This is a genomic window from Agrobacterium sp. 22094 (assembly GCF_052046015.1).
Lineage (GTDB): Bacteria > Pseudomonadota > Alphaproteobacteria > Rhizobiales > Rhizobiaceae > Agrobacterium > Agrobacterium cavarae.
Map to the genome: position 1 here is coordinate 51,122 of NZ_JBQEPX010000002.1, position 21,755 is coordinate 72,876.

Annotated in this window: 23 protein-coding genes and 1 pseudogene; 9 read left to right on the plus strand and 15 right to left on the minus strand. The window is 59.4% G+C overall.

The annotated features are described in order from the left end of the window. The first annotated feature begins 328 nt into the window (after positions 1-328). A complete protein-coding gene (locus ACTJK5_RS12745; protein WP_062424489.1) occupies positions 329-751 on the plus strand; it encodes a hypothetical protein in 423 nt (140 codons plus the stop codon). Positions 752-805: 54 nt separating this feature from the next. Here the strand turns inward: ACTJK5_RS12745 and ACTJK5_RS12750 are convergent, their stop codons facing one another. Further along, positions 806-1,606, minus strand: a complete 801-nt coding sequence (locus tag ACTJK5_RS12750; RefSeq protein ID WP_440612637.1) for a helix-turn-helix domain-containing protein — start codon at positions 1,604-1,606, stop codon at positions 806-808. Positions 1,607-1,714: 108 nt separating this feature from the next. Here ACTJK5_RS12750 and ACTJK5_RS12755 point away from each other — a divergent pair, with 108 nt between their 5' ends. From ACTJK5_RS12755 to ACTJK5_RS12770, 4 genes and pseudogenes are all read left to right on the plus strand, one after another. Next, a complete protein-coding gene (locus ACTJK5_RS12755; RefSeq protein ID WP_062599731.1) occupies positions 1,715-2,077 on the plus strand; it encodes a nuclear transport factor 2 family protein in 363 nt (120 codons plus the stop codon). Then, positions 2,077-2,868, plus strand: a complete 792-nt coding sequence (locus ACTJK5_RS12760) for an alpha/beta fold hydrolase (protein WP_440612802.1) — start codon at positions 2,077-2,079, stop codon at positions 2,866-2,868. The genes ACTJK5_RS12755 and ACTJK5_RS12760 overlap by 1 nt, the downstream gene beginning before the upstream one ends. 136 nt (positions 2,869-3,004) lie before the next feature. Further along, positions 3,005-3,319 (plus strand): putative quinol monooxygenase, encoded by a 315-nt coding sequence (locus ACTJK5_RS12765; protein ID WP_062599733.1) that lies wholly within the window; start codon positions 3,005-3,007, stop codon positions 3,317-3,319. Positions 3,320-3,345: 26 nt separating this feature from the next. Continuing rightward, positions 3,346-3,522, plus strand: a pseudogene (locus ACTJK5_RS12770) (IS110 family transposase); the annotation flags it as partial. A gap of 87 nt (positions 3,523-3,609) precedes the next feature. Here ACTJK5_RS12770 and pcaF read toward each other — a convergent pair. The 3 genes from pcaF to ACTJK5_RS12785 are packed head-to-tail and all read right to left on the minus strand — an operon-like array spanning position 3,610 to position 6,247. Next, positions 3,610-4,815: a 3-oxoadipyl-CoA thiolase gene (pcaF, locus tag ACTJK5_RS12775; protein ID WP_113226225.1), complete on the minus strand. Its 1,206-nt coding sequence runs from the start codon at positions 4,813-4,815 to the stop codon at positions 3,610-3,612. 11 nt (positions 4,816-4,826) lie between these two features. Then, on the minus strand, positions 4,827-5,528 hold the full coding sequence (locus ACTJK5_RS12780; protein ID WP_272865800.1) for a 3-oxoacid CoA-transferase subunit B: 702 nt from the start codon (positions 5,526-5,528) through the stop codon (positions 4,827-4,829). Further along, a complete protein-coding gene (locus ACTJK5_RS12785) occupies positions 5,525-6,247 on the minus strand; it encodes a 3-oxoacid CoA-transferase subunit A (protein ID WP_440612638.1) in 723 nt (240 codons plus the stop codon). The genes ACTJK5_RS12780 and ACTJK5_RS12785 overlap by 4 nt, the downstream gene beginning before the upstream one ends. A gap of 134 nt (positions 6,248-6,381) precedes the next feature. Between ACTJK5_RS12785 and ACTJK5_RS12790 the strand changes: the two genes are divergently transcribed. Further along, complete coding sequence (locus ACTJK5_RS12790) at positions 6,382-7,143, plus strand: IclR family transcriptional regulator domain-containing protein (protein ID WP_440612639.1); 762 nt, start codon at positions 6,382-6,384, stop codon at positions 7,141-7,143. 15 nt (positions 7,144-7,158) lie between these two features. On the opposite strand, the gene pobA is transcribed toward ACTJK5_RS12790, so the two are convergent. From pobA to ACTJK5_RS12810, 4 genes are all read right to left on the minus strand, one after another. After that, entirely contained in the window at positions 7,159-8,331 is a 1,173-nt protein-coding gene (gene pobA / locus ACTJK5_RS12795) for a 4-hydroxybenzoate 3-monooxygenase (protein WP_440612640.1), read from the minus strand. A 62-nt stretch (positions 8,332-8,393) separates the two neighbouring features. Then, positions 8,394-9,890 carry an AMP-binding protein gene (locus tag ACTJK5_RS12800; protein ID WP_440612641.1) on the minus strand — a complete coding sequence of 499 codons (1,497 nt, stop codon included), beginning with the start codon at positions 9,888-9,890 and terminating at the stop codon, positions 8,394-8,396. 31 nt (positions 9,891-9,921) lie between these two features. Next, positions 9,922-10,761 carry a p-hydroxycinnamoyl CoA hydratase/lyase gene (locus ACTJK5_RS12805; protein WP_062599739.1) on the minus strand — a complete coding sequence of 280 codons (840 nt, stop codon included), beginning with the start codon at positions 10,759-10,761 and terminating at the stop codon, positions 9,922-9,924. A 53-nt stretch (positions 10,762-10,814) separates the two neighbouring features. Continuing rightward, positions 10,815-12,227, minus strand: coding sequence for an aldehyde dehydrogenase (locus ACTJK5_RS12810; RefSeq protein WP_440612642.1), 1,413 nt, complete (start codon positions 12,225-12,227; stop codon positions 10,815-10,817). Between the two features lie 178 nt (positions 12,228-12,405). On the opposite strand from ACTJK5_RS12810, the gene ACTJK5_RS12815 reads away from it, so the two are divergent. Further along, the gene (locus ACTJK5_RS12815; protein ID WP_062424477.1) at positions 12,406-12,813 is read left to right on the plus strand and encodes a MarR family winged helix-turn-helix transcriptional regulator; all 408 of its coding nucleotides are present in this window, start codon (positions 12,406-12,408) and stop codon (positions 12,811-12,813) included. Positions 12,814-13,006: 193 nt separating this feature from the next. After that, positions 13,007-14,239: an MFS transporter gene (locus ACTJK5_RS12820; protein ID WP_062424476.1), complete on the plus strand. Its 1,233-nt coding sequence runs from the start codon at positions 13,007-13,009 to the stop codon at positions 14,237-14,239. A 247-nt stretch (positions 14,240-14,486) separates the two neighbouring features. On the opposite strand, the gene ACTJK5_RS12825 is transcribed toward ACTJK5_RS12820, so the two are convergent. Beyond that, complete coding sequence (locus ACTJK5_RS12825; protein ID WP_440612803.1) at positions 14,487-16,388, minus strand: bifunctional sugar phosphate isomerase/epimerase/4-hydroxyphenylpyruvate dioxygenase family protein; 1,902 nt, start codon at positions 16,386-16,388, stop codon at positions 14,487-14,489. A gap of 118 nt (positions 16,389-16,506) precedes the next feature. Between ACTJK5_RS12825 and ACTJK5_RS12830 the strand changes: the two genes are divergently transcribed. Continuing rightward, positions 16,507-17,202: a TetR family transcriptional regulator gene (locus ACTJK5_RS12830; protein ID WP_062424475.1), complete on the plus strand. Its 696-nt coding sequence runs from the start codon at positions 16,507-16,509 to the stop codon at positions 17,200-17,202. Here ACTJK5_RS12830 and aroQ read toward each other — a convergent pair. From aroQ to ACTJK5_RS12860, 6 genes are all read right to left on the minus strand, one after another. Continuing rightward, a complete protein-coding gene (gene aroQ, locus ACTJK5_RS12835) occupies positions 17,180-17,617 on the minus strand; it encodes a type II 3-dehydroquinate dehydratase (protein ID WP_062424474.1) in 438 nt (145 codons plus the stop codon). The two genes, ACTJK5_RS12830 and aroQ, sit on opposite strands and share 23 nt — an antisense overlap. Further along, on the minus strand, positions 17,614-18,483 hold the full coding sequence (locus tag ACTJK5_RS12840; RefSeq protein WP_112519783.1) for a shikimate dehydrogenase: 870 nt from the start codon (positions 18,481-18,483) through the stop codon (positions 17,614-17,616). The genes aroQ and ACTJK5_RS12840 overlap by 4 nt, the downstream gene beginning before the upstream one ends. Positions 18,484-18,539: 56 nt before the next feature. Then, positions 18,540-19,298, minus strand: a complete 759-nt coding sequence (locus ACTJK5_RS12845; protein WP_112358073.1) for an amino acid ABC transporter ATP-binding protein — start codon at positions 19,296-19,298, stop codon at positions 18,540-18,542. Between the two features lie 11 nt (positions 19,299-19,309). After that, the gene (locus ACTJK5_RS12850; RefSeq protein ID WP_112519782.1) at positions 19,310-20,149 is read right to left on the minus strand and encodes a transporter substrate-binding domain-containing protein; all 840 of its coding nucleotides are present in this window, start codon (positions 20,147-20,149) and stop codon (positions 19,310-19,312) included. Positions 20,150-20,262: 113 nt separating this feature from the next. Next, positions 20,263-20,913: an amino acid ABC transporter permease gene (locus ACTJK5_RS12855; RefSeq protein WP_440612643.1), complete on the minus strand. Its 651-nt coding sequence runs from the start codon at positions 20,911-20,913 to the stop codon at positions 20,263-20,265. Between the two features lie 10 nt (positions 20,914-20,923). Then, complete coding sequence (locus tag ACTJK5_RS12860; RefSeq protein WP_062424470.1) at positions 20,924-21,592, minus strand: amino acid ABC transporter permease; 669 nt, start codon at positions 21,590-21,592, stop codon at positions 20,924-20,926. Positions 21,593-21,755: the final 163 nt, after the last annotated feature.

A 21,755-nucleotide genomic window follows, 5' to 3' on the forward strand; every position in this document is an offset into this window, starting at 1 on the left:
ACTAAGCTGATACCGAACATATTGGAAGAGACGCTTGCACGGATCGGAACGTCAACGGCGGCCAAAGGCGGCTTGGTGGAATATGACCAGAGTTCCAGGCAATCTGCGATCGACGAAGTGATCAGGCAGCTGCGACGAGGCACCGAGCTGACGTCAGAGAAGTTGGCGAGCATTTACAGTTCTTTGGCAGCTATCCGTTCGCCTGCGGAATGCATTCACGCGCTCCCCTCATCAGTGTCCCTCGTAGACGTAACATAGCGCTGTCGTTGAACCACGCTGCCTTATTAGGGTAGGTGTAAATTCCATAGATAGGAATAACGAGGCTTCTATGACCACCGAACGTGACAATCCTGATTTGCACGCAGCAATCAACGAATTGGTCGGCAGATTTTATGCCGCGTTCGACAACCGCAGCGGACGGGTCATTAACGTGCGAGGGCTGCGGGAAATGTTTCTTCCTGAGGCAGTCATCGTGCGAGCCAATGCTGCTGAGGTGGAAACGATGAACGTGGATACGTTCATCGTACCGCGCGAGCGGATGCTCAGCGACGGCTCGCTTATCAACTTTCATGAGTGGGAGACTTCAGCGACCACTCAGGTATTGCGTGGCATAGCCTGCCGCCATTCGACCTACGCAAAGAGTGGAATCTTCTCGGGCGAACCCTACGGTGGAAGCGGCGCAAAGCTCATTCAGTTGGTGCGGACTCAGAATGCTTGGCGCATTGCCGCCATTGCATGGCAAGATGACTAACATGTTCGTGCGGTGAAGCTGGTCTAAGAACGCTCGGACTGCTGAACAAACGGCTCATAATGGCTTGGTCATTCCCTCCATTAGAGATTTTCGCGTCTTCTCGTCTGCCGGGTAAAAGCATTCCAGCGTCAGTTCGGCGAGCGTAACGTCCACCGCAGTGCCGAACACGGTCGTTGTTGACAGAAACGACATCACGCCACGATTTGCTTCGCTGCGAATGGAAAGCGTCACGGCAATGCGCTCGGTAGAGCTTGGCGGGCGGCGACTAGCGGGAAAAGGAAAGCCGGAGAGTTCGGTGTGGAGCGCTTCTAGTACCGGGTCAGCAGATTGATCGATGTCTCTTCGAAGTCGTGACAAAACATGGTGACGCCATTCGGCGAGGTTCAAAATGCTTGGCGCCAGCCCCTGTGGGTGGAACGTCGCTCTCAACACATTTACGGGAGGCCTCAGCAGCCTCTCATCGATGCCGATCAGCATCTGCCGCGCGGAATCATTGGCAAGCACTAAGTTCCAGTGCCGATCGACGGCCAGCGCCGGAAAGGGCGCATGCGCTCGCAACACTGCTTCCACGGCAACCAAAGCGTTTTCCATGTCTGGAGATGAGAATCCACGCTCTTCATAGATCGGGGCGAAGCCCGCGGTACGCAGTAATTGATTTTGCTCTCTCAGAGGTAAGCGAAGTGCTTCCGCAAGACGCAATAGCACATGGCGGCTAGGAGACGCACGGCCGCTTTCAATGAAACTGAGATGGCGAGTAGAGACCTCCGCTTCGCCCGCGAGATCAAGCTGGCTAAGTCGGCGTCTTGCCCGCCACATTCTCAATGCCTCACCAAGGGTCGTCGATATTGCGCTCATGTGGCGGAGACTAACGGTCTGGATCGTCTAAGTCATTACCTCGGAGGTAATCGTCTTCGTCTAGCGGCTGCGGCATTCTTGGTTCGTCATCTAATATGGAGGCGGACAATGATAAATCCCGACTTGCTGGCCAGTGAGTATCTTGCGCTCTGGAATGATCCTGACGCCACATCACGCGACCAGAGACTGGCCAACGCCTGGACACCGGGAGCTCGCTACGCCGACCCGATAATGGCAAGCGAAGGTTGGGGGGGCATCTCTGCAATGATCGCAGGTGTCCGGGCCCAACTCCCGGGCCACACCTTTACACTTCGGGGCGAACCTGACGGGCATGGCTCATTTGCGCGGTTCTCCTGGACGCTCTCAGGCGAGGACGGAAGGCTGATCGCCACGGGGACCGACATCATCCGCACAACGCAGGACGGTCAAATCGAAGAGGTCATCGGGTTCCTCGACAAGGAGTTCGTATGATGCCGGCATTTGTTTCACGCGGAGACGGGCATTTTCTTCACGTCAGCGATTGGGGTGATGGTCCGCCCGTGCTCTTCTTGGCTGGATGGGCTATGGACAGCCGAATTTGGGGTGAAACTAGGCTTCGTCTCAATGACGCAGGTCTCAGGACCATCGCTTACGACCGAAACGGACACGGTCGTTCTACCGATCGGGCGACCTACTCTTACGACGACTTGGCCGACGATCTCGCTGAGGTGATGAGGTCTCTCCACCTTTCGAACGTGACGCTTGTGGCGCACTCCGGCGCCGGCGGCGAAGCAATACGCTACCTTTCGCGGTACAATGGCAACCGGATCAAAAGGCTCATTCTAGTGGGTGCAACCGGGCCTAGAGTCATTGGCGTCGGTGGAGTAACTTCTGAAATGGTGGAAAGGCTGTGCGGAGAACTCACCTCCAACCTGTCGGGCTGGATCGACGCCAACGTCGACCCCTTCGCTCCCGGCGCCCATAGACGCGTCAAGGACTGGATGGGCTCAATGGCTATGGATTGCTCTCGCCGGGCTTTGGTCGCTTTCCAACAGACGATCGCGCTGAGTAACCTTTCGGCGGAAGCCCACGACTTGAAACTGCCAGTCACGATAATCCACGGCGACTGCGACGTTTCCGCGCCGCTGGAGTCCAGTGGGCGCGTTTACGCTGCCACGATACCCGGCGCGGAACTTGTCGTTTACGAAGGGGTGGCACATGGAATTATGGTCACGCACGCTTCAAGGCTTGCCAACGACATTAGCGGCCGGGTGTTGGCATGATCAAGTCGACCTCTGATCGGGCACCCCGCAGGTATCAACTATCAGCGCCCTCACGGATTCCGATCCGAAGAGTGTCACGCAGATATACTTTGCAAGGCGCCACAAACATTACCGTCCTGTTTCCGGAGGCGCTAAGATGACCTCGCACACACAGCCTGAAACCTACGTCATCACCTTCCACGTTTTACCTGATCAAGTTGGCCGGTTCCTCGCCCTTCTCGACCCGGTACTAGACGCAATGCGCCATGAGCAGACGTTTGTGCGATCCGCGTTGCACGTCGATCCGAAGCGGAGCAACGTCTTCCAGCTTCATGAAACATGGACAGATCGGGCGGACGTGCTCAAGGTTCAGCTAAATCGGCCCTATCGAACGGCTTTTCATGAGAATGTCGATGCTCTGCTGGTGGAGCCGCGACATATTGCAATATGGACCGTTGCGAGGTCTGACTGACTATTTACTCTCGCCAGGCAGGCCCGTGCCCCCCCCCGCGGGAGGCCTGCGCCCGAGCCCATCACTGGTGTCGCGAGATTAGAAAGCTGGGCGAGGATGTGCGTCTTAAGGCCCCTGAGCACGTCAAGCCTTTCGTGAAGCGTCAGAAAAATGATGCCGTCGATGCTGAAGCGATCGCCAAGGCTGCTTCTCGACCCATCATGGAAGTATTTACCGTCCCACTACATCTTCCCTGTGGCTGATAATCCACTGATATCATCCGCAACACGCACTTCAGGATTGAACCCAGCCTACACCCGCTCCAGCGCGACCGCGATGCCCTGCCCCACGCCGATACACATAGTGGAAAGCGAGTAACGCGCGCCGGACAAGGAAAGCTCAAGCGCTGCCGTGCCGGTGATGCGGGCGCCGGACATGCCGAGTGGATGGCCGAGCGCGATGGCTCCACCATTGATGTTAACGCGCGGGTCGTCATCGGCAATGCCGAGATCCCGCAGCGTCGCTAGGCCTTGGGAGGCGAACGCTTCGTTGAGTTCGATGACGTCGATCTGCTCCTGAGCGAGGCCGAGGCGGGCAAGAAGCTTCTTGGTTGCCGGTGCGGGACCAAAGCCCATGATGCGCGGGGGAACGCCTGCCGTCGCGCCACCCAGAATGCGGGCGATGGGGGTCAGGCCGTGCTTTCTGGCAGCAGCTTCGGAAGCGATGATGAGCGCTGCCGCGCCGTCATTGACGCCGGACGCATTACCCGCTGTAACCGTGCCACCTTCGATTTTATTGACTGGCTTCAACTTGGCGAGCGCTTCCATCGATGTCGCACGCGGATGCTCGTCGCGATCAACGATTAGCGGTTCACCCTTTTTCTGCTGCACGCTCACCGGCGTGATTTCTTTAGCAAGGCGGCCATTGGCCTGGGCTTCAGCGGCCTTCGCTTGGCTTCCCAAGGCAAAGGCGTCCTGATCCTCACGGGCGATATTGAAGTCAATCGCGACATTATCGCCAGTTTCAGGCATCGAGTCGACGCCATATTGCTTCTTCATCATCGGGTTGATGAAGCGCCAGCCGATGGTGGTGTCATAGATTTCCACGTTGCGCGAAAAGGCAGACTCCGCCTTTGGCAGAACGAAGGGCGCGCGGCTCATAGATTCCACGCCGCCCGCAATCATCAATTCAGCTTCGCCCGACTTGATCGCCCGAGCGGCGGTAATGACAGCATCCATGCCGGAACCGCACAGGCGGTTGATCGTGGTGCCTGTAACCGAAACCGACAAACCAGCCAGCAGCAACGACATGCGCGCAACGTTGCGATTATCCTCCCCCGCCTGGTTGGCGCAGCCATAGACGACGTCATCGACGGCGTCGAAATCGACGGTCGGATAACGTGCCATCAGCGCCTTGAGCGGCACTGCGCCGAGATCGTCAGCACGAATAGATGACAAGGATCCGCCGAAACGGCCGATGGGCGTGCGAATATAAGCGCAGATAAAGGCTTCGGTCATTGATTTACTCCTTACAGCGCCGGAACCACGAGGTCGTCGACATGGCCATCGATATGGAGCTTCGCGCCCGTCATGGCTTGAAGCTCATCCATAGTCATGGCTGCAAGCTTCTCTCGTACGACGAATTTGCCATTCACAATGTCGATCACTGCATGGCTGGTATAGACGCGCGTGATGCAGCCGACGCCAGTGAGGGGAAAGGTGCAACGCTCGACCAGTTTCGGCTTGCCGTCCTTGGTGACATGCTCGGTGATGACCACCACCTGTTTTGCGCCATGGACAAGATCCATCGCGCCACCCACGGCAGGCACGCCCTTGGAGCCGACACGCCAATTGGCAAGATCACCATTTTCAGCGACCTGATAGGCCCCAAGGATCGCCACATCCAGATGCCCGCCCCGCACCATGGCGAAGCTGTCGGCGTGGTGGAAGAAGGCCGCACCGGGCTTCAGCGTGATGGCCTTTTTCCCGGCATTGATGAGATCCCAATCCTCTTCACCAGGGGGCGGCGCTTCACCGAAATTCAGGACGCCGTTCTCCGTATGGAAGATCGCCTCGCGGCCCTTGGGCTGGAACTTTGCGACCATTTCCGGGAAGCCGATGCCGAGGTTTACATAGGCGCCGTCGGCAATATCCTGAGCGGCCCGCCAGGCAATCTGGGCGTTGGAAAGCTTGATGTCGTCGCGAGTATCAATCATGGGTGCGTCACTCATGGGTATGCCACTCCTGCTCGGATCAGCGCTTCTTCCTGTTGCGGATCAGCCACTTCCACGACCCCATCGACAAAAATGCCTGGCGTGATCACCTGCTCCGGATCGATCTCTCCTGGCGTCACGATTTTCGACACCTGCGCGACGGTCCTTTTGGCCGCCATGCACATCAGCGGATTGAAATTGCGCCCGGCCAGACGGTAGGTGAGACTGCCGTGGGTGTCGCCGAGATGCCCCTTGACCAGCGCTATATCGGCCTTCAACCAGCGCTCCTGCACATATTTGCGACCGTCGAATTCGGCGATCACCTTGCCGTCAGCAAGTTCGGTACCGAAACCGGTCGGCGTGTAGAAGGCGGGAATGCCGGCACCGCCGGCGCGAATGCGCTCGGCAAGCGTACCCTGCGGCACCAGTTCCAACTCGATTTCGCCTGCGAGGTAGCGATCTGTAAAGGCCCGCGGATCGGATGAACGCGGAAAGGAGCAGATCATCTTCTTGACCATGCCAGCATCGATCATCGCCGCGATGCCGATACGGCCATTGCCGGCATTGTTGTTGATAACCGTGAGCCCTGAGGGCTTACCCGTTTCCTTGAAGCGATCGATAAGAGCGTGAATGAGCTCGATGGGCGCGCCCGAGCCACCAAAGCCGCCGATCATTAACGTTGCGCCATCTTCGATATCAGCCACAGCATCCGCCAGGCTGTGTATCCTCTTGTCCATACCGTTGTCCTCCAGCGACCTGTCATTTGGCCCGCTCAAGATTCAGGTAAATCCCAACTCGGATCGACATCAAGCCTATTTGTGCGATATAGTATATTTGTTCGATTATCGCACAATATTGAAGGAGGCGGCACATGGCTGTGAGTGGACGCGACATGATGGGTGGCCTCGCCAAAGGGCTGAGCATTATCGAAGCCTTCAGCGCCGAACGGCCGAAACTGTCTATTTCCGAGGCGGCGGAGATCGCCCAACTGGATCGTGCGACAGCAAGACGCTGTCTTTTGACGCTGGCCGAGCTCGGCTACGCCGCCTATGATGGAAAATTCTTCACGGTCACACCAAAGGTACTTCGACTTGGAACGGGGTGCCTCGCTTCAATGCCACTGCCACGCATCGTGCAGCCCTTTCTGGATCAACTGTCGGAAGACATCGGACAAAGCACATCCGTTTCAATCCTCGATGATACCGAAATCGTTTATGTCGCACGTGCCGCCCAGCGTCGCGTCATGTCGATTGCCCTGATGCCAGGATCGCGGCTGCCCGCCTATTGCACATCCATGGGGCGGGTCCTTCTGGCTTCCCTGTCCCTAGAAGACCGTCGCGCCTTTCTGGAGCGCTCCGACATCGTTGCACGCACGCCGATGACGCTTACCGATATCAATGCTCTCATGGCTGAAATCGAAGAGACCGCCACCCGTGGTCATGCGATGATCGATCAGGAAGTCGAGATCGGGCTGCGCTCGCTGGCCGTGCCGCTGAAGAGCGCCCGGGGCAAGACAATCGCCGCCCTCAATGTCGGTGTCGCCGCCTCCGCAGCTTCCATGCAGGATTTGGTCGAGCGCTATCTGCCTGCGCTGGGTGCAGTACAGGGGGAGTTGAAAGGGCTTCTCGTTTGAGCGCGCCGTCACCCGTTATAAGGGCAAGCCGACGTAGTTTTCGGCAAAACTTGCTTGCGCACGTGGTGAGCTCCGTAGATAGCTGAGTTCTGCCACCTGCATTCGTCGCTCAAAAGCTCCCGTTTCGGGGAAACGATGCGTAAGGGTGGTGAACCACCAGGAAAAGCGCTCAGCCTTCCAGACGCGCCCCAGCGCTCGCGCCGAATAGGTGTCGATCCCCGCGCCCGAGCGCTCACTGTAGAATTCCGCCAGCGCTTGACCCAACATGGTCACGTCAGACACTGCGAGATTGAGGCCCTTCGCTCCAGTCGGCGGCACGATATGAGCAGCATCTCCGGCAAGGAACAGTCGGCCATAGCGCATCGGCTCCGCAACAAAGCTGCGCAGCGGCGCAATGCTTTTTTCGAAGGAAGGCCCGCGCTGGAGCCGCGCTCCGAGATTGGGTCCAAGCCGCACGGCCAGTTCATCCCAGATACGTTCGTCCGGCCAGTCTTCCAGCCGCTCGCCCATGTCGCACTGGATGTAATAGCGGCTGCGCGTCATGGAACGCATCGAGGCAAGCGCGAAGCCGCGCTCGTGACTGGCATAGACGAGTTCCTCGCTGACAGGCGGACGCTCGGTGAGAATGCCGAGCCAGCCGAACGAATAGACACGCTCGAAGATGCGCAAAACATGGCTGGGGATCGTCTGGCGGCTGACGCCATGGAACCCGTCGCAGCCGACCACGAAATCGCAGTCGACCCGGACCTCCCCGGACGGCGTGCGCAAGGTAACGAAGGGTTTTTCCGTCTCTATATCGTGGAGACCGACGTCGCTCGCTTCGAAGAGGATCGTCAGACCCCGCGCCTCGGCGGCTTCGAAAAGGTCGCGCGTCACCTCCTGCTGGCCATAGACCGTAACGCAAGCACCGCCCGAAGCCTGTTCGAGATCGATGCGAAAATCATCGCCATCGGCCGACAGATGCGTGCCGGAATGGCGCAGCCCTTCCTTGCGCAAGCGCCGGTCCAGCCCAAGGCGGGACAAGCAGTCCACCGTCCCCTGTTCCAGCACCCCTGCCCGCACCCGTCCCTCCACATAGGCGCGTGTCTGCCGCTCGATCACCACCGTCTCGATGCCGGAGGCACGGAGGAGATGAGCAAGGATAAGTCCGGCGGGACCGGCTCCGACGATAGCGACTTGCGTGCGCATGATTGTCTCCTAACTGGCTCTGCGTCGTCTGGCGGCGCTGCTGGATGCTGGGTACGGAACGGTCAGGCGGAAAGACTCTCCCGGAGCTTGTTCTTGCGGATTTTGCCCGTGCTGGTACGGGGCAGTTCCGTGACGATCCGAAAATGTTTCGGCACCTTGAAGCGGGCAAGCCGCGCCTCGCAATGGGCACGAAGTTCGCCCTCCGCGTCTTCGCATCCTGGTGACAGGATAACGAAGGCATGCCCCGCCTCGCCCCAACGCGGGTCCGGCACACCAATAACCGCCACCTGGAGGACCGCTGGATGTTCGGCGAGGACGCTTTCGATCTCTACCGGATAGACGTTCTCACCGCCCGAAATGAACATATCCTTTTGGCGATCGACAACGGTCACGAACCCATCGGCATCTCGAAGTCCAATGTCGCCGGTGCGCAGCCAGCCATCCGGCGTGAAGGCGGCATCGCGCTCTTCCGGTCGGTTCCAGTAACCGGGCGTGACATGCGGCCCTTTGACGATGATCTCGCCAGCGGTCCCGTCCTGCACCTCCCGGCCCTCGGCATCGACGATGCGAATGGCCGTGGCCGGTCCCGCTTGGCCGACCGCGCCGGCATGATTGGAAATCAGGGCTGGATCGAGCGGCATGCCAAGGATCGTTCCGGCCTCGGTCATTCCGTAGCCATCCACCATGGCAACGCCACGCTCCAGCCACCAACGGATATTGGCAGGCGGGTTCGGAGCGCCGCCGGTGAAAAGCGCAGCGAGCGACCAGTTTTCCGGCTGGAAACCATCGGCGTCCTTCAACGCCGTCGCCATCTGCGGGACGCAGAAGTAATGGGTGATGCCGAGCGCGCGGTCCGCAAGCCGGGAATTGGTAACGACCGGATCGAAGCCGGATGAGACCAGCACCGTACCGCCCTGAACCAATGGCGGCCAGACGGAGGTTACCAGGCCGATGACATGGAAGAAGGGCGATTCCGCGAGAAAGACCGACTCCGACGTCACCTGCCCCAGCACGCCGAAATTGACGCCGGTGAAGAACAGTGTCTGGGGGGTTAGAATGACGCCCTTCGGCACGCCGGACGTTCCGGAGGTGTAGAGAAGGACGCAAGGCCGGTTGGCATCTTGCGGAGAGCCTCGTTCGCCTGCCGCCGCATTTTCGCAACGTGCAGTAAACGCTGCGATATCGAGCAGTCTTGCGCCGTCCGGCACCGCGAAACCTGCCGACGATCCGTCGACCAGGATCAGTGCGGGGGTACAGTCGATGAGAATAGAATCGATCTCGGCAGCCGCGAGCCGCCAGTTCAGTGGCGTGAAGATAAGGCCGGACCGCAGACAGGCCTGCTGCGCAATCACAAGATCGGCGGAGTTGCGTGCAATCGACGCGAGCCTGTCACCCGGCCCAAGGCCGAGCGTGTCGATTGCCGCTCTTGCCTGCTCGATCGCCCGGTCGAGGCCCCGATAGGTCCAGCGCCTCCCGGACGCCAAATCGACAAGGGCGAGTTTTTCCGGGCGCGCCTGCGCATGCAGGCCCACCGGATCGGGGGCTAGCCAGTTATGCATGATGTTGGTCCTCCTCCCAGTAAAACCTCTATCAGCTGTGGATTTTACTCTTGTCGTAAGAGCCGAGACCCGGTTTGTAGGTCTTCTCGTCGATGAACTGGCGGATGCCCTCCTTGCGACCTTCACTGTCGTAGGAATTGGCGGCTTCCTGAGCGCGCACAAGATAATCCTCAGCCTCGTCATAGGTCATGACGCCGACGCGGCGCACCGCATCCTTGGTCGCCTTAAGGGCTACGGGGTTCTTGGCCAGCAGAACCTTGGCAACCTCGGTCACCCGGCCCTTTAGCGAGGCAAGCGGCAGGCTTTCGTTGACGAGGCCCCAGGCAGCGGCCTTTTGACCGTCGATCGGCTCACCAAGCATGGCGTGATACATGGCCTGACGGAAGGGCATCAGCTCTACTGCTACCTTCGTTGCGCCACCGCCTGGCAGAATACCCCAGTTGATCTCGGAGAGACCAAACTTAGCCTCATCCGCTGCAAAGGCCAGATCGCAGGCGAAGAGCGGACCGTAACCGCCACCGAAGCACCATCCATTGACCATCGCAATAGTCGGCTTCTGGTACCAGCGCAGACGACGCCACCAGCCATAGCTCTCGCGCTGGCTCTTGCGCACGCCAGCCAGACCCTTGGCCTCGGTTTCACGAAAATATTCCTTGAGATCCATGCCAGCCGTCCAGGCCGTGCCTTCGCCGCTGAGGACAAGAACGCCAACATCCTCGCGGAACTCCAGCTCGTCCAGCACGTCCAGCATCCGGCGGTTCAGCTCGGGGCTCATCGCATTGCGCTTTTCCGGACGGTTGAAACGGACCCAGGCGATGCCTTCGGCAATATCGACGGCGACGACGTCCGCCTTGCTGCTATTCTCGGTCATGAAATTGGTTTCCTTTTACATGATTTGAAGGCGAGCACAGGCTCGACGTAAGATCAGATCGGGAAGCGTCCGGCTTCGGTCTCGACCGTGATCCAGCGAAGCTCGGTGAATTCCGCAATACCGGCCTTACCGCCAAAGCGCCCGTAGCCCGAAGCCCCGACGCCGCCGAAAGGCATCTGCGCTTCGTCATGCACCGTGGGGCCATTAACATGGCAAATCCCAGAGCGAATCTGTCGAGCGACCTTCAGGCCGCGGGCCGCATCTCCTGTGAAGACGGCAGCCGAAAGACCGTATTCGCTGTCATTGGCAATGCGGATGGCGTCGGCCTCGTCCTTCGCCCGGATCACCGCGACGACAGGCCCGAAGCTCTCCTCGGAATAGAGGCGCATTCCAGCGCTGACATCCGCGACGACATGGGCAGGAACGAGCACGCCGTTCGGCTCGCCCGCCGCAATCACCTTTGCACCCTTGGCGACGGCGTCGTCGATCAGGCCCTTAAGCTTATCGGCGGTTTTGATATCCACAACAGCGCCAAGCGGTGCCGCACCCTGGCGCGGATCTCCAGCGGTGAGCATCCGCACTTTGGCGGCAAATTTTTCAAGGAAGGCATCCGCCACAGCATCGACGACGATAATCCGTTCCGTCGACATGCAGATCTGGCCCTGGTTGAAAAAAGCGCCAAAGGCAGCTGCCTTCACTGTCTCGTCGAGATCCGCATCGTCCAACACTACAAGCGGCGCTTTGCCGCCAAGTTCCAGAACACAGGGCTTGAGGTTTTGTGCCGCACGCATCGCGACAACGCGCCCGACGGCCGTAGAGCCGGTAAAATTGACACGTCGGATAGCCGGATGATCGATCAAGGCACCGACGACGTCTGCCGCATCCTGCGGCGCATTGGTGACAAGCTGGACGAGACCCTCGGGCAATCCGGCCTCCGCCAGGGCCTCGACGATAAGGCCATGGGTTTTCGGGCACAGTTCACTTGCTTTGAACACCACTGCATTGCCGCAAGCCAGAGGAGTGGCCAACGCACGCACACCTAGGATGACCGGCGCATTCCAGGGCGCGATGCCAAGCACGACGCCCGCTGGTTCGCGAATGGCCATGGCAAGACAGCCCGGCTTGTCGGAAGGGATAACTTCGCCAGCAACTTGAGTGGTGAGTGACGCGGCCTCGCGCAGCATCGACGCAGCAAGCATGACGTTGAAGCGCGCCCAGGCTTCGGTCGCACCGATCTCGGCCATCATCGCAGTCACAAAGGCGTCGCCCTTTGAACTGACGGCATCAGCCGCTTTCAGAAGCGCGGCGCGGCGCGCATTCGGCCCTTGTGCGGCCCAGGCCGGCATGGCGCGAGCGGCCGCATCGACTGCAGCTATCGCCTCATCAGGCGTTTGCGCCGGCGCTTCGCTCGCCACCTCGCCGCTAATCGGATTCACGCGTCGAAACAGGTTCAATGTCGATGTCATGGTTTCTCCTCCCTAGAGCGTCCGAGGCTCCCGACCTCAAACATTGCTATGTGAAATAGCGATTGACTGCTATATCACATAGCGATACAAAACTGACAAGGGTCAATTTTACTATTTTTGAAAAGGGCGACGCGTGAAGGCGAGAATGCGGGACATTGAAGGGTTAAGAGCGCCTGTCATGGACGATCTCCTCGGTTACCATCTGCGTCGGGCCTCGATCCTCGATCTGGCGGGTTTTGCCGAGGCGCTGGGCGACGAGATCAAACCAATACCTTTCACGGTTCTGTGCCTGATCGATGAGACGCCAGGTATCACCGCAGCTGAGATCGGCCGGCAGGCGCGGCTGCAGCGGGCCAATCTCGCACCAATCCTCGCGCACTTCGACACTCAGGGATGGATTGAACGTCTCGCCGATGATGAGGACCAGCGCATTCAGCATCTGCACTTGAGTGAGACGGGTGCTGAGGCCGTGGCCGAATGGCGCGCGCGTGTCATGGCGCAGGAGGAACGTACATTTAGTGCGCTGACGCCAAGAGAACGCGAGGTGCTGCGCCAATTGTTGTCGCGCATCTGGAAGGGCGCGTGACGTCATCCGAACGGGCAGAAAGCACGCTTACAGTTTTAGCCATCGCCTTCGAGCGGCGGCGTTGAAGAGAGGGAGCCCTTACTCGCAGAGGATAGGCTCGGGAGGACTGCGGGAGACATCGCTGAGGCTCCGTCAGACGCAGGCCAAATGAAAGCATGATTGCCGCTGAGGCGGCCTTTGGGAGGAGAATATCATGACTAAAGCCACGCATATTCATGCGGGGACGGGAACGCGCGCACTCGTGCTTGTGTTTCTCGCCGCGATTATCGAAGGCTTCGACCTTCAGGCAGCGGGTGTTGCTGTGCCGAAACTTGTTTCCGCCTTTGGGCTCTCACCGTCACAGCTGGGCGTTTTCCTCTCATCGGCGACCTTCGGACTGGTGCTCGGCGCGCTGTGCGGCGGCGTTATCGCTGATCGCTTTGGACGGCGCAACGGGCTTGCCCTTTCGCTGATCGTCTTCGGCCTGTTTTCGATCGGCACGGCTTTCTCCGACACGTTCGAGCATTTGGTTGCGATGCGGTTTCTGACCGGCGTCGGCCTTGGGGGCGCGCTGCCTAATCTCATCGCAATTGCCGCTGAATCCGTTGCGCCTGAGCGGCGCGGCAGGGCAGTTGCGATCATGTATGCCGGCGTGCCGCTTGGTGGCGCACTCGCCAGCCTCATCGCCCTGCTTGGCCTGCATGACGACTGGGGCTCGATATTCCTGGTAGGCGGCATCTTGCCATTGCTGCTGGCCCTGCCGCTCCAACTCATGATGGGACCGTTCCGCGTGACACGCGATGCAAGGGCACCTGCCCGTCGCCGCGACGTGCTGATGGCGCCGGGTGCACTGCCACAGACGCTGCTGCTCTGGGCCGCCTTCTTCTTCGGCCTCATCGTCGTATATCTGCTTCTCAACTGGCTGCCGCAGATTCTCGTGTCACTGGGCTTTGCGCGTGAAACGGCGTCGACCGTGCAGATCGTTTTCAATATCGGCGGCGCAGCTGGCGCCATCCTTGGCGGGCGGCTGCTGGACGGCAACAGGCCTGCCTTTTCCGCAGCGCTCTGCTTTATCGGTCTGATGCTGGCAATCACATCTCTTGCCATGTTGCCCGCGGGCAATGTTGCGGCGGCGCTGGCGGCTGGCACTTTTGTCGGCGCGACGGTCATCGGCGTACAGGCGCTGCTCTATGGTATTGCCCCACAATGCTATCCAAGCGAGGTGCGCGGCACCGGCGTAGGCCTTGCCGTTTCTGTCGGTCGGCTTGGTTCAATCGTCGGACCTCTCGTCGCTGGCTGGCTCCTGGCAAGCGGCATGGGTCCGCAGCAACTTCTCTACACGCTGCTGCCCATCGCGGCCATCTGCGGCACCACCACCGTGATCCTCATCCTGCACCGTAGCGGGAAGACACGGGAGGAAATGTCGAGACGCCTGGGCCAAGCTTGATCGGATCGCAAATTCTGCCGCGTAGAGGTGGGCGTCCTTAGGCAAACAAAAAATATCTTGCCTTGATGAGGAGCGTGATCTCGCGAGAGATGTGCTCCTCATTGGCATTTGCCGCATAGCATCCTCGATAGCACTGCAACGTCCGGGCATTGTTCCAAGTTGCGATGCCGTTCTCTACCACCGGTGCCATACCCCCGTCTGAGCCACCGCTAGCAACACGGTGTCCGTGTGTTGCAACAAAGAACGACTATAGCTTCGGTAGGCCCTCCGGTCGCAGTAGGCGACGCTGGGCGGCAATGCGGAAGGGCGCGTTCATGGCGCCATAGCCGTTATAGGCGCCGCGTCGCTCGATGATTTCGAAGAAGAACCCTTCACCGAAAGTGCGGCTATAGATCTGGAAATATTCGCCGTGTTCGTCGCGGTCGTAAAGGATACTGGCAGCACGCAGCGCATCGGAGAAATCCGGTTCAAGACCGAAGCGCGCCTCGAGGTCATCATAATAGTTTCGCGAGATCGGCAGCGCCTGAAAGCCGGTGGCCTTCAGCGCCTCGGCAGTCGCAAAGATGTCGTCGCTCGCAAATGCGATGTGCTGGATGCTGGTGCCGAAGCCTTCTGCCAGGAATTTGCCGGCAAAGGTCTTGCGATTTTCAGCACCGTTCATGGTGAGGCGGAAAAGCGGTTCCGGCTCGCTTTCGATGGCTTGGCTCCGGACCAGTCCGCCAGGATCAACGACATCGACCATCGGTGTGCGCCGGGTCGAGAAGATCGATGTGTAGAATAGAAGCCACGTCAGCATCTCGTCATAATGGGTTGTCTGGGCAAGATGGTCGATACGGGTAAGACGCGCTGTGGGCGACCCGCCCTCGTCGACCAAAGCCTCGAATTCGCTCTCCCAGATACTGCCAAGCGGCGCATTATCGTCGAGGAAGTAGATGACACCGTTGCCGACGCCCTGAATGCCGGGCACCGCGACTTCGCCGGGCTGCCGGGGCTCGGAAAAGACAGGCGCACCGAGTGCGCGCGCGCGGGCGAGCGCTTGCTCGGCATTATCGACCCTGAGGCCAAATGCATAGGCATTGGTGCCATGTACGGCATAGGAAGCGCCGGCGAAGCTATCGCCACTCTCATCCGTATTAATCAGGATACGGATATCGCCCTGGGTATAGAGATCGACGGCGCGGTTGCGGTGCCGGGCGGTGCGTCTAAAGCCCAGCGTTTGCAGAAGATCGATGAGGGTCTGTTGTTCGTCGGGTGCCGAGGTGAACTCAACGAACTCCACCCCTTTCGCCTCGATACGGTCCGGCATCTCCGGCATGGAAAGACGGATATCGGGCTCGTGGCGCCGGACGCGGTCCATCAGATTGACGAGCGAGCGATGTCCGTCCTCTGCCAAAGCCCTGGCTGATCCGCCACGGAACTGGTCGTTGAAGATTTCAAGGGAGAGCGGGCCGGTATAGCCGGTGGCTGCCACAGCACGCATGAAATCGACGACAGGCAGATCGCCCTCGCCCGGCATGTTGCGGAAATGGCGGCTCCAGTAGAGGAGGTCCATGTCGAAGAGTGGCGCATCGGCAAGCTGCACGATGAAGATCTTGTCGCCGGGAATGGAGCGGATCGAATTGGGATCGATCTTGCGGGACAAGGTGTGGAAACTGTCCAGGATGATGCCGACATTCGGGTGATCGGTCCGCCGCACGATTTCCCATGCATCGCGATGGTCGTTGATATGGCGTCCCCAGGCAAGAGCTTCATAACCGACACGCACGCCATGCCGGGCGGCCATCTCCCCGAGTTCGTGGAAATCAGCTGCCGCCCGGTCTATCTCGCCAAGAGAGATCGGCGATACGTTCGAGCAAATCAGCATGAGATCAGTGCCAAGCTCTTGCATGATTTCGAACTTGCGCTCCGCCCGCTCGAAGGCGCGGCTGCGGTGAGGCTCCGGCATGCCTTCGAAATCTCGAAACGGCTGGAAAAGCGTGATGTCCAGACCATGATCACGGACGATCTTTGCCACCTCGCGTGGCGAGGCATCGTAGGTTAGAAAGTCGTTCTCGAATATCTCGACGCCGTCAAAGCCAGCACGGGCAATCGCTGCCAGCTTTTCAGGAAACTCGCCGCTGATCGACACTGTCGCCATCGACGTGCGCATCATCACGCTCTGCTTGTCTGTCTGGTACTGGGCCATATTGCCTTACCTTTTGTGTTTATGTACGAGTTGGTTAATATGGAACGTGGAAAAACGCGGATGCAAAGCATCCGGGGGAAACATGACGAGCACCGCGACGACTACTGAGGGTAAAAAGGCGCGTCCGGCAAAGCGCGATCCGGAAGGCGTGCGGCGCGACATACTGGCGGTCGCGATGGAGGAATTTTCCCAAAACGGTCTTTCTGGGGCGCGGATAGACGAAATCGCGGCACGGACGAAAACGTCCAAACGCATGATCTATTATTATTTTGGCGACAAGGAAGGCCTGTACCAGCATGTTCTGGAAGAAGCCTACAGTAAGGTGCGCGGTGGCGAAAGCGATCTGGCACTGGACCATCTTGACCCGATGGCTGCGCTCGACGCACTCTGTCGCTACACTTTCGAGCATCACCGCCGCAGTCCGGCCTTCATCCGCATGGTCATGATCGAAAATATCCATCACGGCCGGCATGTGCAGATGTCGAAGTCCATCCGAAGCCTCAACCGTCCCGCCATTGCCGCGCTCGAGGCGGTGCTGAAGCGCGGTCAGGATAGCGGTGTCTTTCGTGAAGGCATCGAGGCACTGGAGCTCCACTGGCAGATCAGTGCGCTCTCTTTCTTCAACGTCTCTAACGCTCCGACCTTCTCTTCCATCTTCGGCGAAGACCTTTTCACGCCGCAAGCGCAACAAACGCTGGCCCGCCACGTGGCTGTAATGGTCCTGCGCTATGTGGTGCGGCCCGAACATATCGACGCTATAGGGTCTGACGAGCGATAAGATGGCGAAGCGCCACGCAGTAGCCGTCGATACCGAGACCCGCGATAACGCCGTCGGCTCGCATCGATACATAGGAGTGGTGGCGAAAGACCTCCCGCTTGTGGATGTTGGAAATATGGACCTCGACCACTGGCGCCTCATATGCGTTCAACGCATCAAGGATGGCAATCGACGTGTGACTGAAAGCACCAGGATTGATGACGATGCCTGCGGCCTTGCCGCGTGCCTCGTGGATCCAGTCGATCAACTCGTATTCCCGATTGCTTTGGGCGAAGAAGAGTTCATGACCTGAGGCCATCGCTACCTCGCGACACGTTGCTTCGACATCGGCAAGAGTCTCGCGACCGTAGATTTCCGGCTGGCGCTGTCCGAGCAGGTTGAGGTTCGGTCCGTTCAGAACGAAAAATAGGCTCATGCGGCCGCCTCCGCTTGAAACATCTCCGCAAAGTGTGCGCTCATCCGCTCCGCATCCGGCTCACGTCCGCAGAATAGCCTGAATGCACCGACAGCCTGGAAAATCGCCATGCCGCCGCCCGGTAATGTCTGACAACCCTTCGCCGCAGCGGTCTCGATCAGCCTGGTGATGAGGGGCATGTAGACGATATCGGCAACCCAGTGGCGCGGACTAATCAGATCTGGATCAACGGGAATACCGGGATGGGCGGGCATGCCAATGGGTGTTGCGTGGATGAGACCATCAGCATCGCCGAGCACGGCTGCGGGCGTTTTGGCTGGCGTCGCCCGCCCCTCTCCAAAGCGGATGTTGAGTTCACGCGCAAGCCGTGCCGAACGGTCCGCGTCCTGGTCGAAAATATCCAGCCTGCCGATGCCGAGTTTCAATGCGGCATGGGCAACCGCGACACCGGCGCCACCTGCACCAATGAGAAGCGCCCGATCGCGCCAGGCATCGGGTAGACCGCGCTGAAAGCTTTCGTAAAAACCGTACCAGTCGGTATTGTAACCGATGCGCTTGCCATCTCGGAAGACGACCGTGTTGACGGCGCCCAGCATGCGGGCGTCCTCGGAAAGCTCGTCCAGATGGGAGATTACCGCCTGTTTGAACGGATGCGTAATATTGGTTCCGGCAAAGCCGCGGGCTTCCAATTCCGCGAGAAGGTCGGGCAGCGCGGTCTCCGGCACGTTGCGGACATTGATGTCCACGAGTTCGTAAGAATAGTCGAGTCCGTGTGCGCGACCCTCGCGCATGTGGAGCGCCGGCGATTTCGAAAGCTGGATGTCGGCGCCAATAAGGCCGACCTGATAGGCGGTTCGTTCTGTCATGGATATGGACCGTTTATGCGGCGTGAAAGGCGCGGCGGGTCATCCCGCCGCTTGCTTCAGTGGTGCGCCAAGATTTCGCCGAGAAAGGTGCGCGTGCGCTGGTGTTTGGGATCGCGGAAGAATTCTTCCGGCGGCCCCTCCTCGATGATCTCGCCCGACGCCATGAACACCACGCGATCCGCCACCTGACGAGCAAAGCCCATTTCGTGGGTCACGCAGATCATGGTCATCCCGTCGCGGGCAAGGCCGATCATCGTATCCAGCACTTCCTTGACCATTTCCGGGTCGAGCGCCGAGGTCGGCTCGTCGAAGAGCATCGCCTTCGGCTCCATGCACAGCGCCCTCGCGATTGCCGCACGCTGCTGCTGGCCGCCGGAGAGCTGGGCGGGATACTTGTCGGCCTGATCGAGGATGCGCACGCGAGCGAGATATTTGCGTGCGGTTTCCTCAGCATCCGCTTTGGACAGCCCTTTCACCCGCATCGGCGCAAGCGTACAGTTTTCCATGATGGTCTTGTGCGGGAAAAGGTTGAAGCTCTGAAACACCATGCCCACCTCCCGACGCACGGCATCGATGGCGCGGACGGAATCGGTGAGCTTGGTGCCTTCGACGGTGATCGTCCCCTCCTGGATTTCCTCCAGATGGTTGATGCAGCGGATCAGTGTCGATTTCCCAGAGCCGGACGGGCCGCAAAGAACGATCTTCTCGCCTTTGCGAACCGTCAGATTGATATCCCTAAGTGCATGGTAGGCTCCATACCACTTTCCGACGCCCTCGAGGGCAATCAGCGGAGCCTGGGCGGCGGATTGCGGCATGGAAACCTCCCTTACTTCACGGTGAAGGGGACGTCAGGCATGGATTCCGGGAACTTCGGAACCTCGCGCTTCATCCACTTGGTGTAAATCGCCTGCAACTCACCATCGGCCTTGATCTTTTCGAGGAAGGTGTTGATGGCCTGGTTCCAGTCCTTCTCTCCCGGACGGGTGCCCGCGCCATTGTAAAGGGTCGTCAGGTCGAACTTGGACTCATACTTGCCGGGGGCCGCAGCGTTCAGGCGATCACCATAAAACTGGTTGCCGCCTACGGCCTCGACCTGACCGGAGACGATCGCCTGAATATTGGCGGCATCGTCGTCGAAGCGCAGAATGCTTGCCTTGTCGCCTGCGCCCGCCGTGATGGCGGTGTCCATGGCACTCGACTTCGGTACCCCGACATTCAGTCCCTTCAGATCGTCAAAACCGGCAATCTTCTTGTCCTTGGGCCCATAGACCGACAGAACGTTGCCGGCATAGGGCTGCGAATACTGGATCGTCTTGGCGCGCTCCGGCGTCATGCCCATCGTTGCAAAAAGCACGTCCACCTTACCGGTCATGAGCGCCGGAATACGGTTGGCAACGGCGAGCGGTACGAACTCGGCTTCAAGACCGAGGCTTTTGGCGAAGGCTTTGCCAATATCCGCGTCGAGGCCATCCTGGATCCCGCTAGAATTGACGAAGCCCCAAGGCGAGTTGTCTCCCTGAATGCCAATAACAACCTTGCCCTTCGCCTTCGCCTCCTCAAGCGTGCCGGCCGCGGCATCGACCGGGGCCATGAAGGGCAGAGCGGCAGCGGCGGCTATTAGCCCAAGTACGCTGCGGCGACCGAAAGTCATGCTGGATTTCATCATATTATCCTCCTTGTAAACTGATGAATGCATGGTCACGAAAGTAGATCTCCTCCACCATCGTCCGGAAAATCGAAGCCGATTTTCGAAAAGCCGACGGGTCTTTCCACGACGCTCTATCGAGCGGCGGTCTGAAGGCGTTTCTCAACGCCGGCACCCCAAAGAGAGAGCGGCCAGCAGATCAGGAAATAGATGAGGCCAACGATGGCGAAAACGGTAAGCGGACGGAACGTCTGATTGGAGACGATCTGGCCGGCGCGCGACAATTCGACAAAGCCGACGATGGCAGCGAGCGACGTGCCCTTGATGAGCTGCACCAGGAAACCGATGGTGGCCGGCAACGAAATGCGCAATGCCTGCGGCAGGACAACATCGTTCATGATCGACCTGTAATGCAGGCCGAGCGCACGAGCCGCTTCCGTCTGCCCCTTCGGAACAGCCTGTATACCACCGCGCCAGATTTCACCAAGAAAGGCGCTGGCATGCAGTGTGAAAGCGATGGCGACAGCGATCCACGCATCGATGTTGAAGCCGAGCAGAGCCACGCCGTAATAAACCACGAAGAGCTGCATGAGGAGCGGTGTACCCTGAAAGACCGCGATATAGCCAGCCGTTGCGCGACGGATGGATGGGACTTCGGCAGTGCGGGCCAATGCCACGAGAAGGCCGAAGACACCACCACCAGCAAAGCCGATCAAGGTCAATGCGATGGTCCACTTCAGGCCTTGCATGAGGAAGAACAGTTCGTTGGGGCCTATGCTTGCCATGATCGTCTCCTCACTTGACCGGGTAGCTGAAAGAGATGCGCGAGATGAGACCAAAGACGCCCATCATCAGCGAGGAAATCACGAGGTAGAGCAGCGTGATGGAAAAATATACTTCGAAGGAGCGGAAGGTATCCGCCTCGATCTTCTGCGCCACCGAGGTGAGTTCGTAAGCGGCGATCGACGTGCAAACGGAGGTCGTCAGCGTCAGCATGATGAACTGGCTGGTGAGCGAGGGGTAGACTGCCCGCAGCGCAGGCTTGAGAATGATGTGCCGGAAGATTTGCGCGCGACCGAGGCCAAGCGCGAGCCCTGCTTCCACCTGCCCCTTTGGGACGGCATCCACACCCCCGCGAATGATTTCGATCGCATAGGCGCCACCATTAAGCGCCAGCGCGACGATAGCAGTCACTGTCGGATTAAGACGCAGACCGAGCTGCGGCAGCGCGAAGAAGATAAAGAATATCTGGACCAGAAAGGGCGTATTGCGGATCAGCTCTACAAAGCCGATGACAAAGCCGCGCAACGGCTTGAAGCGTGACCGACGTGCTACGACGCCCAGAATCCCGATGACGGTCGCCAGCGACATGCCGGCAAGCGCCAGGCCGATGGTGGCAAGACACGCGACGAGCAACTCGGGAAGGCGATCGATGACCGCCGAGAAGTCGAGACTGTATGACATGGTTCCTCCACAACCTTCCGGTTAAGGCATCAGCCCGCCGTTGGGTCGTCTCCCCGTTCTCCGCACTCAGGCTTCGAACGCTCCCTTGTTCTTGCCGGACTGTGTTCCAAGAAGAGCTCTCCTAAGCCCCTCCATATCCGACCTCTGAATGTTTGTACCAGTT